Annotated in this window: 15 protein-coding genes; all 15 read right to left on the bottom strand. The window is 43.4% G+C overall.

From position 1 onward, the window contains the following. Positions 1-167: 167 nt before the first annotated feature. Positions 168-1052: a flagellin N-terminal helical domain-containing protein gene (locus DFP76_RS04735; RefSeq protein WP_113873513.1), complete on the bottom strand. Its 885-nt coding sequence runs from the start codon at positions 1050-1052 to the stop codon at positions 168-170. A gap of 817 nt (positions 1053-1869) precedes the next feature. Further along, on the bottom strand, positions 1870-3411 hold the full coding sequence (locus tag DFP76_RS04725; RefSeq protein WP_113873511.1) for an HD-GYP domain-containing protein: 1542 nt from the start codon (positions 3409-3411) through the stop codon (positions 1870-1872). A 23-nt stretch (positions 3412-3434) separates the two neighbouring features. Beyond that, positions 3435-4736: a flagellar hook-associated protein FlgL gene (gene flgL, locus DFP76_RS04720; RefSeq protein ID WP_113873510.1), complete on the bottom strand. Its 1302-nt coding sequence runs from the start codon at positions 4734-4736 to the stop codon at positions 3435-3437. Between the two features lie 4 nt (positions 4737-4740). Further along, entirely contained in the window at positions 4741-6720 is a 1980-nt protein-coding gene (gene flgK / locus DFP76_RS04715; RefSeq protein ID WP_113873509.1) for a flagellar hook-associated protein FlgK, read from the bottom strand. Between the two features lie 112 nt (positions 6721-6832). Then, a complete protein-coding gene (gene flgJ, locus DFP76_RS04710) occupies positions 6833-7810 on the bottom strand; it encodes a flagellar assembly peptidoglycan hydrolase FlgJ (RefSeq protein ID WP_113873508.1) in 978 nt (325 codons plus the stop codon). A 3-nt stretch (positions 7811-7813) separates the two neighbouring features. Then, a complete protein-coding gene (locus DFP76_RS04705) occupies positions 7814-8902 on the bottom strand; it encodes a flagellar basal body P-ring protein FlgI (protein ID WP_113873507.1) in 1089 nt (362 codons plus the stop codon). Positions 8903-8953: 51 nt separating this feature from the next. Beyond that, positions 8954-9796, bottom strand: a complete 843-nt coding sequence (locus DFP76_RS04700) for a flagellar basal body L-ring protein FlgH (RefSeq protein WP_113873506.1) — start codon at positions 9794-9796, stop codon at positions 8954-8956. Positions 9797-9811: 15 nt separating this feature from the next. Further along, the gene (gene flgG / locus DFP76_RS04695) at positions 9812-10597 is read right to left on the bottom strand and encodes a flagellar basal-body rod protein FlgG (protein ID WP_113873505.1); all 786 of its coding nucleotides are present in this window, start codon (positions 10595-10597) and stop codon (positions 9812-9814) included. Positions 10598-10662: 65 nt separating this feature from the next. Then, positions 10663-11406 carry a flagellar basal-body rod protein FlgF gene (flgF, locus tag DFP76_RS04690; RefSeq protein WP_113873504.1) on the bottom strand — a complete coding sequence of 248 codons (744 nt, stop codon included), beginning with the start codon at positions 11404-11406 and terminating at the stop codon, positions 10663-10665. Positions 11407-11536: 130 nt separating this feature from the next. Next, the gene (locus tag DFP76_RS04685) at positions 11537-13234 is read right to left on the bottom strand and encodes a flagellar hook-basal body complex protein (protein ID WP_113873503.1); all 1698 of its coding nucleotides are present in this window, start codon (positions 13232-13234) and stop codon (positions 11537-11539) included. Between the two features lie 12 nt (positions 13235-13246). Then, entirely contained in the window at positions 13247-13951 is a 705-nt protein-coding gene (locus DFP76_RS04680) for a flagellar hook assembly protein FlgD (RefSeq protein ID WP_113873502.1), read from the bottom strand. A 10-nt stretch (positions 13952-13961) separates the two neighbouring features. Next, complete coding sequence (gene flgC, locus DFP76_RS04675; protein ID WP_113873501.1) at positions 13962-14411, bottom strand: flagellar basal body rod protein FlgC; 450 nt, start codon at positions 14409-14411, stop codon at positions 13962-13964. Between the two features lie 5 nt (positions 14412-14416). Further along, the gene (gene flgB / locus DFP76_RS04670) at positions 14417-14809 is read right to left on the bottom strand and encodes a flagellar basal body rod protein FlgB (RefSeq protein ID WP_113873500.1); all 393 of its coding nucleotides are present in this window, start codon (positions 14807-14809) and stop codon (positions 14417-14419) included. A 196-nt stretch (positions 14810-15005) separates the two neighbouring features. Continuing rightward, positions 15006-15842 carry a CheR family methyltransferase gene (locus DFP76_RS04665; RefSeq protein ID WP_113873499.1) on the bottom strand — a complete coding sequence of 279 codons (837 nt, stop codon included), beginning with the start codon at positions 15840-15842 and terminating at the stop codon, positions 15006-15008. 57 nt (positions 15843-15899) lie between these two features. Then, positions 15900-16829 carry a chemotaxis protein CheV gene (locus DFP76_RS04660; RefSeq protein WP_113873498.1) on the bottom strand — a complete coding sequence of 310 codons (930 nt, stop codon included), beginning with the start codon at positions 16827-16829 and terminating at the stop codon, positions 15900-15902. Positions 16830-16914: the final 85 nt, after the last annotated feature.

The raw sequence follows: 16914 nt of genomic DNA, 5'->3' as shown, positions 1-16914 counted from the left end.
ATTGCACCAAAATTTGGGCAAAAAAAAGCCGGGTGAAAAATCACCCGGCATAAAAGGCACCTCTAGGAGAGAGAAGTAGCCCATATTCCGAGACAGTTCTCGAACCTTTAGTTAACGTAGCTATCTACTGCTACTTAACTCATATCTTTAAATTGTAATTGCTATTTTTAGTTACCTAAAAGTGACAATGCAGTTTGAGGACGTTGATTTGCCTGAGCCAAAATCGTACTACTTGCTTGCTGCAAAATCTGAGTACTGGTCAAGTTTGCTGTCTCCTCAGCAAAGTCGGCATCACGAACACGTGCACGGGCAGCCGATACGTTCTCAGAAATGTTGCTTAAGTTAGTAATGGTAGAACTGAATCGGTTTTGTACCGCACCTAATTCAGCTCGCTTAAAGTCTACCGCCGAAATCATAGAGTCAATAATCGCGATCATACTTTGAGCGTTAACAATACTCGACACTGATGCCGTTGTGACACTTACCTGAGAGGATGCCTGGTTTGACAGGCCTGACATGGTAAAACCATTATTGGCTTGGTAGTCGATTGAGTTATTCGCACCACCAAATTCCATGGTAAAACTGATTGTTTGGTTTGCATCGGCACCGACCTGGAAAATCCCCTGATAAGTACCATCTAATAGATTCGCGCCACCAAAAGTTGTGGTTGCTGCGATTCGGTTAATCTCTTCCGAAAGCTGCGACATCTCTTGCTGTAGCGCCACACGATCTCGATCGGAGTTAGAACCGTTTGCTGCCTGAATGGACAAAGTACGCATACGCTGTAGCATGCTAGTTGTTTCGTCCAAGGCACCTTCAGCTGTCTGAGCCAAAGAAATACCATCGTTTGCATTTCGTACAGACTGGTTCAAACCATTAATCTGAGAAGTCAAACGATCCGAAATTTGTAGGCCAGCCGCATCATCGGCTGCGCTGTTAATTCGACGACCAGATGATAAACGTTGGAACGATGTATCAAGGTCACGACTTGAGTTTGCAAGTAATCGCTGAGCGTTCAGCGAGGACACATTTGTATTTACGTATAAAGCCATTTTAATCTCTCCTAAGATGTATTTTTAACGAGACAACCTTTTGATTTAATTGATTATTTGGTTTTTGTCTCTTATTAAAGTTATCGACATTTCGATATGTATCTTTAATTTTTTTTTCGCTTTTATTTGGGCTTATTAATTTTTTTATTGTGCTCAAATTTGGCGATACTTGAGTTATCGAACTAGGAGAAAAGAACTTTAAAAAATTTTAGCGTTTTTTTTGTATAAAAAGACAAGAACAACAAAAAACACAATAAAATCAATAAGATAAAAATCAACAAGCTTTCGTTTTTTTCTGCCCCCTCCATATCCAAAAGCATATAATGGCGAAATAAAATGATCAAAAAACCAGCACCAAAGACAAAAATTAGAAACTCTCTAAACAAAGATTGATGTTTTTTTAAACTAAATAGGACGACAAAATAGGGTAAATAAAGAGTTCAAATTGAATTAAATATCAATTAAGAGATCTGAGGTTATTCAAATACTGTCAAAATCAATACAAGAATATTTCAAATACGAATAAAAAATATATTTCATTCATAAAAGTAAATGGACGCTGGAAACAAAACCAATCATAAAGAAAGCATCTGCTCCTAAGATTAGTTTGCTTAAATATCGGCCAAACAAAAACTCATTAGAGGAATTTGTAAACGCAAGAAAGGACACTGTAGAAGAAAGGGAATTCTGATCTTACAGCTGGTCATAGGATCATTGTGATGAAAAAAGGGTGGAGGTAACGACTCTAACATTGCCGTCGCCATAAGTGAGTAGATACCCTCTTGATGGGCAAAGGATAATAACAACCAAGATGGCTTTATGAAATATGATTGATAAACTGCAAACCAAATTTCTGAGGGTCTACCTCTCCTTCAATGACGACATCTGACTTTAGGTTAGCTGACTTATTTAATTCAATATCAGCAACTTCAATGAAAGACTTATTGGTCATGCTGTAAACTTGCCGCACCAGGTTTGGCTGAAACGCTTTATTTAACGTTAACACAAAACCAACACGCCCATTTGATAATGCAACACAAGACCCAACAGGCACTTTACCAATACTTCTGAGAAAGACCGTCAATAACTCTTTGTCAAACGCTAGGCCCGCTTCTTTCTCAAGCTTTTGACATGCCTTAATTGGGCCAATCGAAGGTTTATGTGATTGCTCTGACGTAATCGCATCGTAAGCATCGATGATTGCCGCCATCTTGCCATAGACAGAAATTTCTTGATCTTGTTTACCTGCGGGGTATCCAGATCCATCTATTTTCTCATGGTGATCAAGAAGCATCTGATAAACCGCTTTCGGTATGCCGTCACACTTATGAAGAATTTGTTCCCCAAATTGAATGTGCTTTCGGAATAAGTCAAATTCACTGTCTGTCATTTTCGTTGTCTTAGTGACCATCGCAGCCGGCAACCGAAAACGCCCTAAATCGAACAACAAAGCACCGAGTGAAATCACCTCAACATAAGCATTATCCAGCTTCATCGCTTTAGCAAAATGAATACCTAATACCGCCATGCCAATGGCATGCTGCTCTAAATATCTGTCTGCATCTTTAATGTGTCGCAACGCCATCACCGCAAAATTATTACGTGTGTGCGAGTCAATTAAACGACGACAGAATTTTTTTAGTGCAGCAACATCAAGCTGTTTGCCATGCTTGAAGTGTTCCACTTGAGCGACTAATAAAGCATGTCCATCTTGGAAAATTTTCAGCCCAGTAGCCACTTCATCATCAAAATGAGTAGGAATAAAACGTGTATCTTTAGGTGTTTTTTTCAATAATGCGGCACGTGCTTTTTGCTCTGCTGCCATTTCCTCTGTGAGTTTTGCCTCACCATCGGCACCTTCCATATTATTATTCATACGGGCTTTGTAAGAGAGTACTTGCTCTCGCGTGTGCTCGTTTAGCTCTTGGCGAAAGTAGCGAAACAAGCTTTGCCCACGAGGATGCTTGGCACGTAACTCTTTGGTGCTTAGTCCAGGGTGTAATTTTTTCAAACTGCGAACAGAACGACCAACAACCAAAGACATGCACAAAATAAGAAAGCGCTCTTGCGCATCGTATAAGCGCTCACGACGGCTGTTTAAAAGCTTACCATCGTCAAAATAGGGATCATAAGGCAAAAAAGCCTCATCTAAAGGAATACGCAAAACGTCTAACGCAATCTGACGCATAGCAATACCAACAATTCGATCATTACGACCATGCATGCCGATTAAGCTTTTAATGCGCTTACTGCTCATGACTTGAGATTTAATACCCATAATGTCGAGTATTTCGCCAACATTAAAGTATCCGACGTTGATATCAGCCCCAAAACAAGACTCTATTTTAAATGCTGACATCCCCTAACCCATACCTCAAACAATTACATTTTATTAAATAATGATAAATTACTGATGCGAGTAAATACTTTTTGAGAGGCGTCTAGCGCCGCTTCTTTCATTGATAAATTGGTCGCAGCTTCCGCCATGTCCAAACCACCGATACGATCTTGAGCCACAGCATTGGATAACTGATTCGCCGAACTAAACTCTTCTCTAACTTGCAATGTATTCAGTCTAGCACCAACAGATGAACGAGCTTCACCTATTTTCTGCTGAGCATTGTTAAGACTAGTAGTGGCATTAAAGAAGGCTTCTTCTCTTTGTTGATAGGTTGAGTCTTCATTACTCAAGGTATCAAGTGTTCTATTGATCTCATTCAGGACATTATCACGTCTTGGCGGCACCAAAGCAAAGTCAACAGAAGCGCCAGGCTTACCCTGTAATAAGAAAGACATACCATTAAAGTTAATGGGTTTACCGGCGCGATAAGAACCAGACGCTACAACGTCACCTTGGCTATTTGTAATACTGTAATTCCCAGGTTCACCAAAAAAGCTTCGACGACGGTCTCTATCTTCTTTGCTATCAGATTGCGTCAAAGTCGAATCAGGCACACTGCCATCTTCCACTAATGGTGATGTTACCAGCTGATATTCGTTTGCAGATGGCACTTCTGGGTCGTAGTATTCATCCATGTATTCTTGGAAGTCACCCTGACTATAAACTTTTGCCGTCAATGAAACATCGCCGGTTAGTAACTCAGTTCTAAATGTCTGGTTGGTCCAAATATCTTGAAAGAGTTTTTTTCCTGAGTCAGTCACCGGAATGCGCATATCTTCAGAAATTTGAGCGTATTTCTGCCCCTCATTGCCATTCCATAGATAACGCCCTTCAGTATCTTGAATAAACGCAGGAGACAATGTATCCGTTCCAGCAAAGATATAACTTCCATCCGCACTACGAGAGTTCATCAACTCCGCCATGGACTCATTAATCAAAGAAATTTCCTGCACAATGGCATCAATGTCTTCTTGAGTATTAATATCGTTCTGTGCCTGAATGAATAAGGTTCTTACACGATCCATAAAACCATTGAGACTTTCTAGGGCCACTTCTTGATATTCCAAGTTGCTCTTTGCCATCTTAATCGATTCATCGAACATCTTCAGACGATCAGTACTGTCGCCGTACATCAGAATCTGGCTGGCACCGACAGGATTATCACTTGGCTTGACGATATCAGTTTGCGCTGAAATTTTTTCCTGCGTTTTTAATATTTTTTCATTCGATTGACCAATCGCACGACTGGATTGATCATAAATTAAATTATTCGTTACTCGCATAAACCTACCTCATGATGCCAAGCAGGGTTTCAAATGTGGTTCTGGCTGCCGTCACCACCTGCGCGGAAGCTGAATAGGATTGCTGGTATTTCAACAAGTTTACGGCTTCTTCATCCAAACTAACGGCGGATAGTCTATCACGTCGAGCAATACTATCGTTCAACATAACTTCACTAGATTCGGCATGACCTTCGATTTCTGAGGTTTTACTACCTACATAGGAAATGAAACCAGCGAAAGCTTTTGATAAGCTTTCATCGCCCGCCACTAAAGCTTGATTTTGTAAATTGATTAATGCCAATGCATTAAAGTTATCGGCCGGACCTATTTCATCTCCAGTTCCAATAGAAAAAACATCGCCACGTTCTGGCATTGATGAAACAGAAACGTCAAAACCCGCCTCTTCTGCTAACCCTGCTTGTGCTAGCAGATTCACATAGTTGGTCACATCACTCACAGAAGCAATCTCAACACCAGAAGCATCTCTAACCACATAAGAATGAGGTGAGGTAAAGTAAATTTGATGCGGCGCACTTGGGTACAAAGAACCATCTCTCGCAAACGCTGAGCTATTAGGGTCAGTCTTATCAACCGACGTCAGAGAAATACGCGCATCCGATAAATTATCTGAGTTAGTACTCACTCCAACTGGTGCACTTAATGCTATAGCCTCACCATTCTTTGCTTGTAAAGTTAAATTCGATGCCGCATCAGCCGTCGGCGAAAAACGGAATACATCGTCATCGTCGATGATGTCAAGATCAGGTATCTTCAGATCAAGACCCAGCTCATCAATTTGATAGTAACCGTTAGAGTCCGGCGTCATGTTGTTCAAGTCGATGACAGTCGAAGGACCTGTGGAATTGCCTTTAAGATCGTATTGCGTGATGGCAAAACGGTTATCATCTGTACGCGTTAACTCATAAGTATCGCGCGTAATTTTCTCCGCTTCCCCTGTTGTAATGCGCACAGAGATATCAGAAATTTTCTGCAAGTTATCCCGAGTAGAGTGAATACTCACCTTCCCTAAACTGAATAAATCTTTACCGAAATTGCCATTACCGTCTAAGCCTTTCGCATTCTGTGCGTTCATCGCATCGGCAATCGAAATGGCATGCTGCCCTAAAGTTCGATCAGCATATTGACTGAACTCTGTACGGTAATCCACTAAACCACCGACACTGCCACCTAACCCCTGGGTTTTAAGGCCAACATTGTAATCACCAAAATCCACAACCAGATTGATTTTTTTCGGGCTCAAAGGATCGGCAATCACTTTCAGCTCTGTTGGGTTTTGATCCATGACCAAAGGCTGCCCATTGGCCAACTGAATAGTCATCAAGCCATCATCATTAAACTGTGCTTTGATGTCGATGTACTTGGACAAATCTTTTGCTAATAACTCTTGTTGATCTCGTAATTCATTAGCAGGGGAAATAGACAAGCCTTCTTGACGAAGAATCTTGCCATTTAAATCCGATATCTTTGCCGTAATTGCATTCACATCCGTTAACGACGAAGACAAATGATCATCAACCAAGTTTTCCTGTCGATTCACTACGTTAGACAAGGTTTTATATTGCTGAACAAGCGTTTCTAGACTGGCGTGAGCCAATTCACGTAGAGAAGAAGAAGTGGGATCATTACTCGCGGTTTGTAAGGCACTGAACGCTTTATCTAAGTAACGAGTTAACGAAATACTTTCATCTGCCAACAAATTGTCTGCCGCCGACATGAAAGAGTGATAGGTATCATAATAAGAATGATTGGATGTATCAGTACGAACCTGAGCGCCAACAAAGTTATCAACCAAGCGAGAGGTATCACGCAACACCACACCACCCACAGGGGAGCTGACGGTGTCCGTTCTTTGACGGCTGTAGCCTTCTGTATCCACATTGGTCGTGTTTTGCCCGGTCGTATTGATACGAGCATTACTGGACATGAGCCCAGACAAACCAATTGAATATAAATTTGAGCTCATAGCTCACACCTCTAGCCTTAGTTGAAATTCGTTTAAAGACGCCAAAAAACGTCTCTAATAACTAGAGAATGCAAAAACTTTACCAATACTGTTTTTTCAGTGAGAATATTTTCTAAAGTCGCTCAAACCACTGGCTGGACAATATGTTATCTATCTTGTCTGCATACTTAGGATCAGTAGCATAACCACCAGCTTGCAGGGATGCGGCAAACTTTGACGTATCTTCTCCAGCGCCAAGGGCATCTTTATACCGCTCACTTGAACTCAGAAAATCCGCATAATCATCAAAGCTTTGCGCAAAAGAATCGTAAGCACGAAAAGCCGCTTTCTCGCGCTGAGCCACACCATTTCGAAACTCTAAAGTATTAACCACAGCACGATCACCAGACCAACGAGTATCCGCTTTTATACCAAACAAATTGAAACTTGCTGTGCCATCTTCTTTGGCTATTGGATACTTACCCCAACCGGTTTCAAGTGCTGCTTGTGCAAGAATGGCTTTCGGATTAACGCCTAATGCGTCACCGGCTTTTTGCGCATGAGGCCACAAAGTTTCGACAAACTCTTGCGGTGATTGAAACACCACAGAAAGTGCTGAAGGAGCATTTGTTTGAGAGGTTGGCGCTGTCTCACCTTGCTCTTGGATAGATTGAATAAAATCAGATGATGCCCTTTGGGCTAACGCCTGAATACGCAACATATCTTGCTTGGCCACTTGATTCAGAAAATCTGTATCTTCAGTACCATTAGAAGCAGCAGGCAAACTGACTCGATTTTGTTGTTGGGTTTGATATTGCCGTATCAGTGCATCGGACAAGCCTATCCCCCCAGATTTAGCCATACTTTGCGCCATCTGTGAGTCCATCATTTCCTGATATTGCTTGGTTTGCGTACTGGAAAATAAGCCATCGCCAATCGCTTCATTCGTACTGCGCATGTTCTTTAGCAACATGTTAATGAAAATCGACTCAAACTGCTGTGCCACTTCTTGCAAGGCGGCATCAGGGTCTTTTTTCGCCTTAGTTTTCAAATCCGTTAAGGACGAAAAGTCAGCAAAAAAGTCTTGTTTAGGCGGAATGGAATTCATCATGGTTTAGATCACCACAAGGTCAGCATTGATCGCACCAGCCTGTTTTAGCCCTTCTAAGATGGCCATCACATCACCAGGCGCAGCCCCCACCTGATTAACAGCGCGTACGATATCATTCAAAGACGCGCCAGGATCAAACATAAACATATGGCCGCTATTATTACTGATCTCGATCCCTTCTCTAGGCGACACAATGGTTTCACCGCCCGTCACCGTTCCATCTTGCCCAACTTGTGGAGGAACCTCTTGAATCGTCACGGTCAAACTGCCATGGGTAATGGCGGCAGGAGAAACTTTCACATGCTGACCAATAATAATGGTCCCTGTTCTGGAGTTCACTACAATGCGAGCACGCTCTTCCGCCACATCTACTTCTAAGTTTTCCAAGATAGAGAGAAAAGTCACACGTTGACTAGGATCACGAGGCGCTGATACTCGAATGGAGGTCGCATCCAATGTGGTGGCAACCCCTTGCCCAAGCAAGTCATTGATCTTATCTGAAACGTGTTTTGCCGTTGTAAAATCGGGGCGATTCAAATTGAATGTCAGAGTGTCGCCACGGTTGAAACTACTCGGCACAATACGTTCTACACTAGCGCCATTGGGAATTCGACCAACGGTGGGAACATTGCCGGATATACGAGATCCGTCCGCCCCATTGGCCCCTAAACCGCCAACCACAACATTGCCTTGCGCGATCGCATAAACCGCACCGTCCGCCCCTTTTAAGGTGGATAATAATAAGGTACCGCCACTCAAGGCACTGGCATTACCAATCGACGAAGCTGTCACATCAATTTTTTGACCTGGTTTAGAGAAAGCAGGCAAGGTCGCCGTCAAAGAAACCGCGGCGACATTTTTAGAGGTTGCACTCACGCCTTCCGGCAAAGTCACGCCAAAACGCGATAACATGCTGGCAAAACTTTGATTAGTGAAAGGCGTGCTATCACCCGTACCATTTAGACCAATCACCAAGCCATAACCAAATAACTGGTTATCTCGGACACCTTGTACACTTGCAATATCTTTCAGGCGCTCCGCCTGAGCCGATACTGACAAGAAACAAATGATCATTAATGTAAAACGCTTCATTCAATCACCTATTGTGAGAAACCCATTGCTTCTCAATATCAAGCTTCGAGATTAATAAGGCATGTCTCGAGTATTTAATAAACGGCTTACCCAACCTTGTTCACTGCCCGCAGCCACTTCACCAGTACCTGAGTAAGTAATTCTGGCATCCGCCACTCGCTGCGATTCAACCGTATTATCAGGGGATATATCTTGCTTACGCACTAGTCCAGAAAAACGAATGTATTCATCACCTTGATTTAAGCGCAACCATTTTTCGCCTCTCACCGCCAGCAGGCCATTAGAGTAGGTTTTATAGACAGTTACCGTGATGGTACCACTTAAACTGTTATTCTGGTTAGCCGAAGCATTACCTGAAAAATCGGTTCCTTGCTGCGGTACGGTGGTGTCCATTTTAAGCTCTTGTCCTAGTATCGTCGGGTTCTCAATGGTTGCTGACGACGATTTAGACACGGTCGCCGCATTGGCTTTAGTCGATGTCGTCGTTTCATTGAGATTGATCGTCAAGATATCGCCCACTTTACTGGCTTTTTGATCGCCAAAAAAGACATCTCCCATACCCGTTTGATAAATACCACCTGTTGGCGCTTGAGCCGACGTCATACCGTTATCATAAATGGGGGTGTAGTACGGATCATCTTGCTGTATGGCCTCAGCAATCTCTGGCCCGTTCATAGGGTCATTAGGGTCTGGCACAAATCCTTTGCGATCTTCTTCTGCTGTCTCTTCTGGCGCTTCATCGTCATCGTTTATGGCGTCCACCACCGCATCAGCTACCGCACCCGCGGCACCGGCTGCAGCTGCATTTGCAACGGCTTGCTGATCAATGTCCCAAGTTAAACAACCTGTTAAGCAGGAACTGAGCAAGGCCAACAGAAAAAGTTTTATCTTCATTGTTAATTACTCTTTTTATAACTGCTGAATCGCAAAGCTCATCATGCCGTCCGCAGAGGCGATGACTTTTGAATTCATTTCGTAAGCACGCTGTGTCGTAATCATGTTCACAAGTTCTTCAATCGAATTCACGTTAGACGCTTCCAACATACCTTGAGCTACTGTGCCCAAAGAATCCGCACCAGGCGCACCAACAATTGGTGGTCCACTGGCATTGGTTTCAGTGAAAATATTCTGACCAGCGGCATCCAAACCAGTTGGGTTAATGAAGCCCGCAATATTAATCGCACCCACTTCTTGCGGATCAGCCTCACCGCTCATTCGTTGCGACACAATACCGTCTTCCGAAATCAAAATTTCTACTGCGGTTGGATCAATTTGAATACCTGGCTCTAGTACCAATCCACCTGAGGTGGCAATCTGACCGTCACTGTTTAACTGAAAACTGCCATCACGGGTATAGGCAACGGTACCATCTGGCTGTAATACTTGAAAAAAGCCCTTACCTTGAATCGCAATGTCTAATTGCCTATCCGTCATGTTGTAATCGCCATTAGAAAAGTCTTTCTGCGTCGCTCCGACTTTTACACCAGTACCCAACTGTAAACCTGATGGTAATTCTGCATTTTGAGCACTTAATCCACCTGGCGCTCGAACCGTTTTATACATCAAATCTTCAAAGACAGCTCGGTCTTTTTTAAAGGCCGTAGTGGACACGTTAGCCAAGTTGTTGGCTACCGTATTCAATTGTTTGTCCATTGCGCTTAAGCCAGTTTTACTTACCCATAATGCCGAATTCATAACCGCCCCATTCTCTCTATCAATCTATTCTTACTGTTGGTTAACACGCTTAACGATTATATTTGTTAAGCGGTACGCTGTAATATTCTTGCCGATGAATTGGCATTCTCTCTTACCGTATCCATCATTTTTACGTTCATTTCAAAACGTCGCGCTAGGTTCATAATGTGCGTCATTTCTTCGACAGCATTCACATTACTGCCTTCAATAAAACCACTGACTAATTGCACATTTAAATCGGCCTCTAAGAACTGACCATCTCGCGTATGGATCAGACCGTCTTGCCCCTTGCGAAGATTCTGAGGATCTGGATTAACTAACTTAATCTGATTAATCACCGCCACTTCATTGGCGCCACCACCTTGAGGAACAATCGAAATAGAACCATCTGCCATAATGTTGATACTATCAACAGGCGGTAGAAAAATTGGTCCACCGACACCCGCTACAGGCAAACCTCGTCCTGTTACTAATTGCCCAGCGGCATTTATTTGCAAATCACCAGCCCTGGTATAAGCTTCTTGCCCTGTTTCATCGTAGACCGTCATAAAACCATCGCCATTAATAGCGATGTCCAAATTACGATCGGTTTGAATCATGTCACCTTGCGTATAGCGCGTCGCTGGATTCTCTGTCATGGCATACACGCGACTAGGGTAATAATCCCCATACACCTGCATTGAACGGGCTTGCTCAAAATCTGAACGAAAGCCTGTTGTATTTACATTGGCTAAATTATTCGCATGAATTGCTTGAGCATTCATGGTCTGAACGCCACCGCTCATTGCTAAATATAATGCTTTATCCATTACCCGCTCCAAACAAAAATCAGGTTATCTAGCTATACCTCTTACAAAATTCATACCAACTTAAAAAAAGCGCAAAAAAAAGCCGAAGCAGCTAGGCTGCTTCGGCCATAAAACTTCTCTCTCCAGAAAATTAACGAAGGTTTATGATCGTCTGCGTGACAGTATTTTCTGTTTCTAATGTTTTACTGTTCGCTTGGTAATTACGCTGTGCCTCAATCAGAGAGACCAGCTCAGACGTCAGATCAACGTTAGATTCCTCTAACGCGCCCCCTTGGATTTTCCCTAATGTTCCGCTGTTTGGACGACCAATATCAGCGGCACCAGATCCTTTACTCGCCAACCATGCAGTGTGTCCAGTCGGCATCAAACCGTCTGTACTATCGAAGGTGGCTAAGGCGATCTGGCCAAGTGTTGCCGTTTGTTGGTTGGTATAGTTGGCAACTAGGAAACCATCACTATCAAAAGATACACCTTGCAATTCACCAGCTGAGAAGCCGTCTTGCTCAAAGGTATCCGAATTTTCTAAAGCGTATTGAGTTGAACCCGCCAAATCCAGCGGTGCCATCTTACCGCGGTTGGTAGGATCCAAACCGACAATTTCAAGCGTGATCGGCTGAGCCACTTCAAACGGAGGCAAACCACGATAGGCCCCCATTAAATTACCCGCCGCATCAAAACTAACCGCCGTATTCTTTTCTAAGAAGCGAGTATCTTCACCCGTTAGAGGATCTTCAAATGTCTCTTCACCATCAACCGTCAGTCTCATCTCGTAAGTGTTATTCTCACCTTGCTTGATGAAGTAATAACCCACCGTATGAGGCTCACCCAAAGAATCATAAATAGTACGTGTATTACCATAGGTGTAGGTTTCAGGCTTAAGCGGATCAAACGCTTCACGAGCCACAGACACAGGCTCACGTACACTATCCACTTCCAGCGATGAAGTTATCGCCACCCCGCCCAAGGTTCCCGTTACTGTGATTGGCGTTTTCGTTCCGGCCTCAATGTCAGTCACTCCCGGATTAGCCGCGCCTAGGTAGAGCAACTCAAATGGTGCTTCATTAGTGCCATCACCATTAAAGTCTTCACCTGCTTCGGCTGAGTTGTAAGTCGCATACGTTTCACCAAGGAAGGCTGCGCCCGCATCATCGGTAATGTTACCGTCTACGGTAGCGTGCACTCGGTAGGTATTTGGCAACTCACTTTTCGCATAGTAATAAGTCACAATGTGAGTGTTACCCTCACCGTCTACGACACCTTGCGTTTGAGTGTAGTTATAAGTATCAGGATTCAGCGGATCGAAATCTTCTCTTATATACGGCGGCACGTCTTCACTTTTAGAGTTCAAGTTAACTTGCAACTCCATTTCAGTGGTGGCCTCAGGCGCAATACGGTCAGTTGGAATACGCATATCTTCAAGGTTGCCGCCTACGACACCCTCGACAGCATTAAACCCCTGTACATGACTGCCATTGTTTGTCACCAGATAGCCATTTTCATCTAGTTTGAAATTACCTGCTCGGGTATAGGATTGAGCAATCCCGGCATCCAAAACAAAAAAGCCACTGCCATCAATCGCAAGGTCTAGATTGTTATCTGTATAAGACAGGTTACCAGGTGAAAACTCTTGTGCCACTTTACTCACACTAACACCAGAACCGATACTGTTGCCGCTGCCCGCACCCAGTACACTGGTGTTGTATAAGTCATCAAATTCAATGCGTGATTTCTTAAAGCCTGTGGTATCAGCGTTGGCAATATTATTACCCGTAACACCCAAATAATCAGCCGAGGCTTTAATGCCAGACAGTGCAGTATTAAATCCCATAACGCTCTCCAGTTACCCTAAGATTTCTAGTTCTTTTGTTAGTTTGATCTTGCCGTGATTCTCCACGTTCAAGACGGTGCCTTCTTCACCATTAATGGTGACACCCTGAATTCTGGTCGGTACACGTGTTGACATCGATGACGTCTCTCCCTGTGCATTTGTCGACGTAGCGGCAAAACGATATTCACCAGCCGGCAAAGGATTTCCGTCACTGTCTAACTTATCCCAGCTAAACTCACCCGTATCCAATGGCGCGGTTCTGACCAAGTTGTTACTTGAATCATAGATTTTTAAAACCGCACTCTTAGACGACTCAGGTACAACAGCTTTCACCACTAAAGGATCTACGCCATCACCCATTTTCGCCTTGTCACCTTCCATCAAAATCGATTTGCCAACCAAGGTCGACGCACTTAATGCCTGATTTGATGTTAATGATGACGCCATGGTTTCCAACTGATCTGAAATACTGGTCAATCGCTCCAATGAACTAAACTGCGACATTTGCGCAACCATATCGTTAGCATCTTGAGGTGCCGTTGGATCCTGCCCCTTCAACTGCTCAATATAGAGCTTCAGAAAGACATTCTGGTCAGCTAACGCCCCTTCTTCTGGCTTCACTTCCGGTTTTTCGATGCCAGCTTTCGACTTTGCCGCTTCGGTACCGTATTGTGAGATCAGCCCACCAAGGCCGTTTTTATCAGATATATTTGCCATCTATCTGCTCCTAAGATTGCCCGAGCGTTAGCATTTTTTGCATCATGCTTTTTGCCGAGTTCATAATTTCTACGTTCGTTTGGAAGGATCTAGACGCCGACATCATGTCAGCCATCTCTTCCATTGGGTTCACATTCGGATAAAAAACGTAACCCTCTTCATTTGCCATCGGATGATCTGGTTCATAACGAGGTTGTAGAGGTGCATCTGATTCGACAATCGCCTCAACTTGAACGCCAACACCCGCTCCCGTTTCATCTAACTTAGTATTCTTCCAACCGCGTTCACGCATGCTGTCATTCATCATTTGAGAAAACACTGGCTTGCGTGCACGATAAGTCTGATCCGCTGAACTGGCCGCACTGTCGACGTTTGCCATATTACTAGCAATGGTATTCAAACGAACGGTTTGAGCACTCATTGCCGAGCCAGAAATGGTAAAAATATTACTCAAAGACATCGTGATTAATTCCCAGTCAGCGCTTTTCTCATGCCACTGATCTTACGATCTAGAAACATGAAGCTTGTATCAAATTGCATCGAGTTCTGCGCATATTCTGCCTGCTCTCGCTGCATGTCTACGGTATTGCCATCCAATGAAGGCTGCTCTGGGTTGCGATAAAGCAAATCTCCCGAGGCCTCACTCTCTGCTCCGTGAGCAAAATGTCGATCATTGGTTCCTTGCAACTGCAGTCGCTTCATTTCTTCACCCAAAGCCGCATCAAAACTAATGTCTCGTGCTTTGTAGTTTGGTGTGTCAGCGTTCGCGATATTGTTCGCCAATATCGCCGCACGAGCACTTCGAAACTCTAATGCTTTATCGTGTCCAGCAAAGGCACCTGCAAAGGAAATCGCCATTTAACCCTCAAACAAAAATGATAGATGATTTTATATAGCAATAATGATGCCAAAAAAAATATTCATGTTTTTCAATAAGTTATATTTAAGCAATCTTGAAACGGCAAAAAGCGGCAACTTAAAAGATAGGTCATAAAAACAAAAAAAGCCCACCCTAAACACTAGGGTGAGCTTTTCAAAATCCCGTAAAATAGGTCTAACGAGGTTTGGCTTTATAGACAATACCGGGGTGGCATTGCACTATTTCAAAATAATCTGACAAACCACTCAACGCTTCAGAACCACCAAGAAATAGATACCCTCCTGGCTTTAGAGAGGCATGCATTCTTCGCAAAATATCTTGCTTCAAATCGACCGTAAAATAGATGAGCACATTGCGGCAGAAAATGACATCGAACTTTCCCAAGCCTGCAAATGAGTCAATCAAATTCAAATATTTAAAATCCACACGAGAACTCAGGTTGGATTTAATCTTCCAAGTCGAATCATCCAGTTTATCAAAATAACGACTTTGTAAATCTGCCCCTAAACCACGAGCAATTGCCAAACTGTCGTACTCACCCTGTTTTGCGTGCTGCAAAATGTTAGTACAAATGTCGGTGGCAACAATCCTTTCACCGGGTTTCAGAACCCCTGGACGAGCACTCTTGAATGCCTCTATGACCATACTAATGGAGTAAGGTTCTTGACCTGTCGATGAGGCAGCAGACCAAATGCGTAAAGGCGCCGCCGTCATTTCTGGCAAGACCTTTTCGCGAAGAATGGTGAAAGGGTGAGTATCACGAAACCACAAGGTTTCGTTAGTGGTCATCGCATTGATAACCTCTTCTTTCAGCTTAGCATTCATTGGCCTATCAAGCGCGTCTACCAACTGCTCTATTTTAGAAAAGTTTTCCCTTTCTAAAATTTTACCTAACCGGCTTGCCACCAAATACTGCTTATTATCACTCAAAGAAATACCACATACTTTCTGTAGATATTCCCTAAAGCGTACGTAACCAGCTGGGGTGATTGTGTTTGTACTGCTGAGCATTAAAACTCCATAATAAGCAGACTAAAGGACGAGCTCGGCTCGCCCCAATCCATCACTTTACTCAGATTGCACTTGTACTGTTTCAATCGCCAAACGCGCCAACTCATCAGGCTGGAACTTAGCTAAGAAACCGTCTGCTCCTACCTTCTTCACCATGGCTTCGTTGAAGACACCACTTAAAGAAGTATGCAGAAGAATAAATAAATCCTGCAATCGACTGTCATTTCGAATCGCTGTCGTTAGGGTGTAACCATCCATCTCTGGCATTTCAATATCTGAAATCACCATTGAGAATTCTTGTGTGACATCCTTACCTTCAGCGACCAAACTCTGTAAAAATTCATAAGCTTCTCGACCATCACACAAAACGGTGGTCGCAAAACCGACTTGTTCCATACAACGCTTGATTTGTTTACGAGCCACAGAGGAATCATCCACAATAAGAATGTGATGTTTTTTCGCATTCTCTTGTGTACCTGAATTAACAATACCTTCTGAAATATCTTGTCGCATTGGCGCCACTTCAGAAAGAATCTGCTCCACATCAATGATCTCAACCATCTCTTTGTCGACCTGACAAACAGCCGTTAGATAGTTGTCATTCGATAGCCCTTTTGGTGGTGGCTGAATATCACTCCAGTTCATATTCACAATACGCTCAACACCACGCACCAAGAACCCCTGAATACGGCGGTTATACTCGGTAATGATGACAAAACACTGGCTAATATTTTCAATAGGACTGGCACCCGTTGCCAAACCTAAGTCCAAAATTGGAATGGTTCCACCACGAATGTGTGCAACACCACGAACCACAGGTGAACTATGAGGCATAGTGGTAAGTTTAGGACACTGAAGCACTTCCTTTACTTTAAAGACATTGATGCCGTAAATTTGCTTACCATTCAAACGAAACAGCAACAACTCAAGTCTATTTTCTCCGACCAGCTGTGTACGTTGATTGACAGTATCTAGAACCCCAGCCATATACGCCTCCAAAATGTATAAACTGCATAATGAGGTGACCCCTCAAAATTGTTAAAATGCATTCACCAATGATAGAGTGAATATC

It is taken from the genome of Marinomonas aquiplantarum (assembly GCF_003314975.1).
GTDB lineage: Bacteria > Pseudomonadota > Gammaproteobacteria > Pseudomonadales > Marinomonadaceae > Marinomonas > Marinomonas aquiplantarum.
The sequence above is the reverse complement of the archived record's forward strand: the minus strand, read 5'-3'. Positions and strand labels throughout refer to the sequence as shown.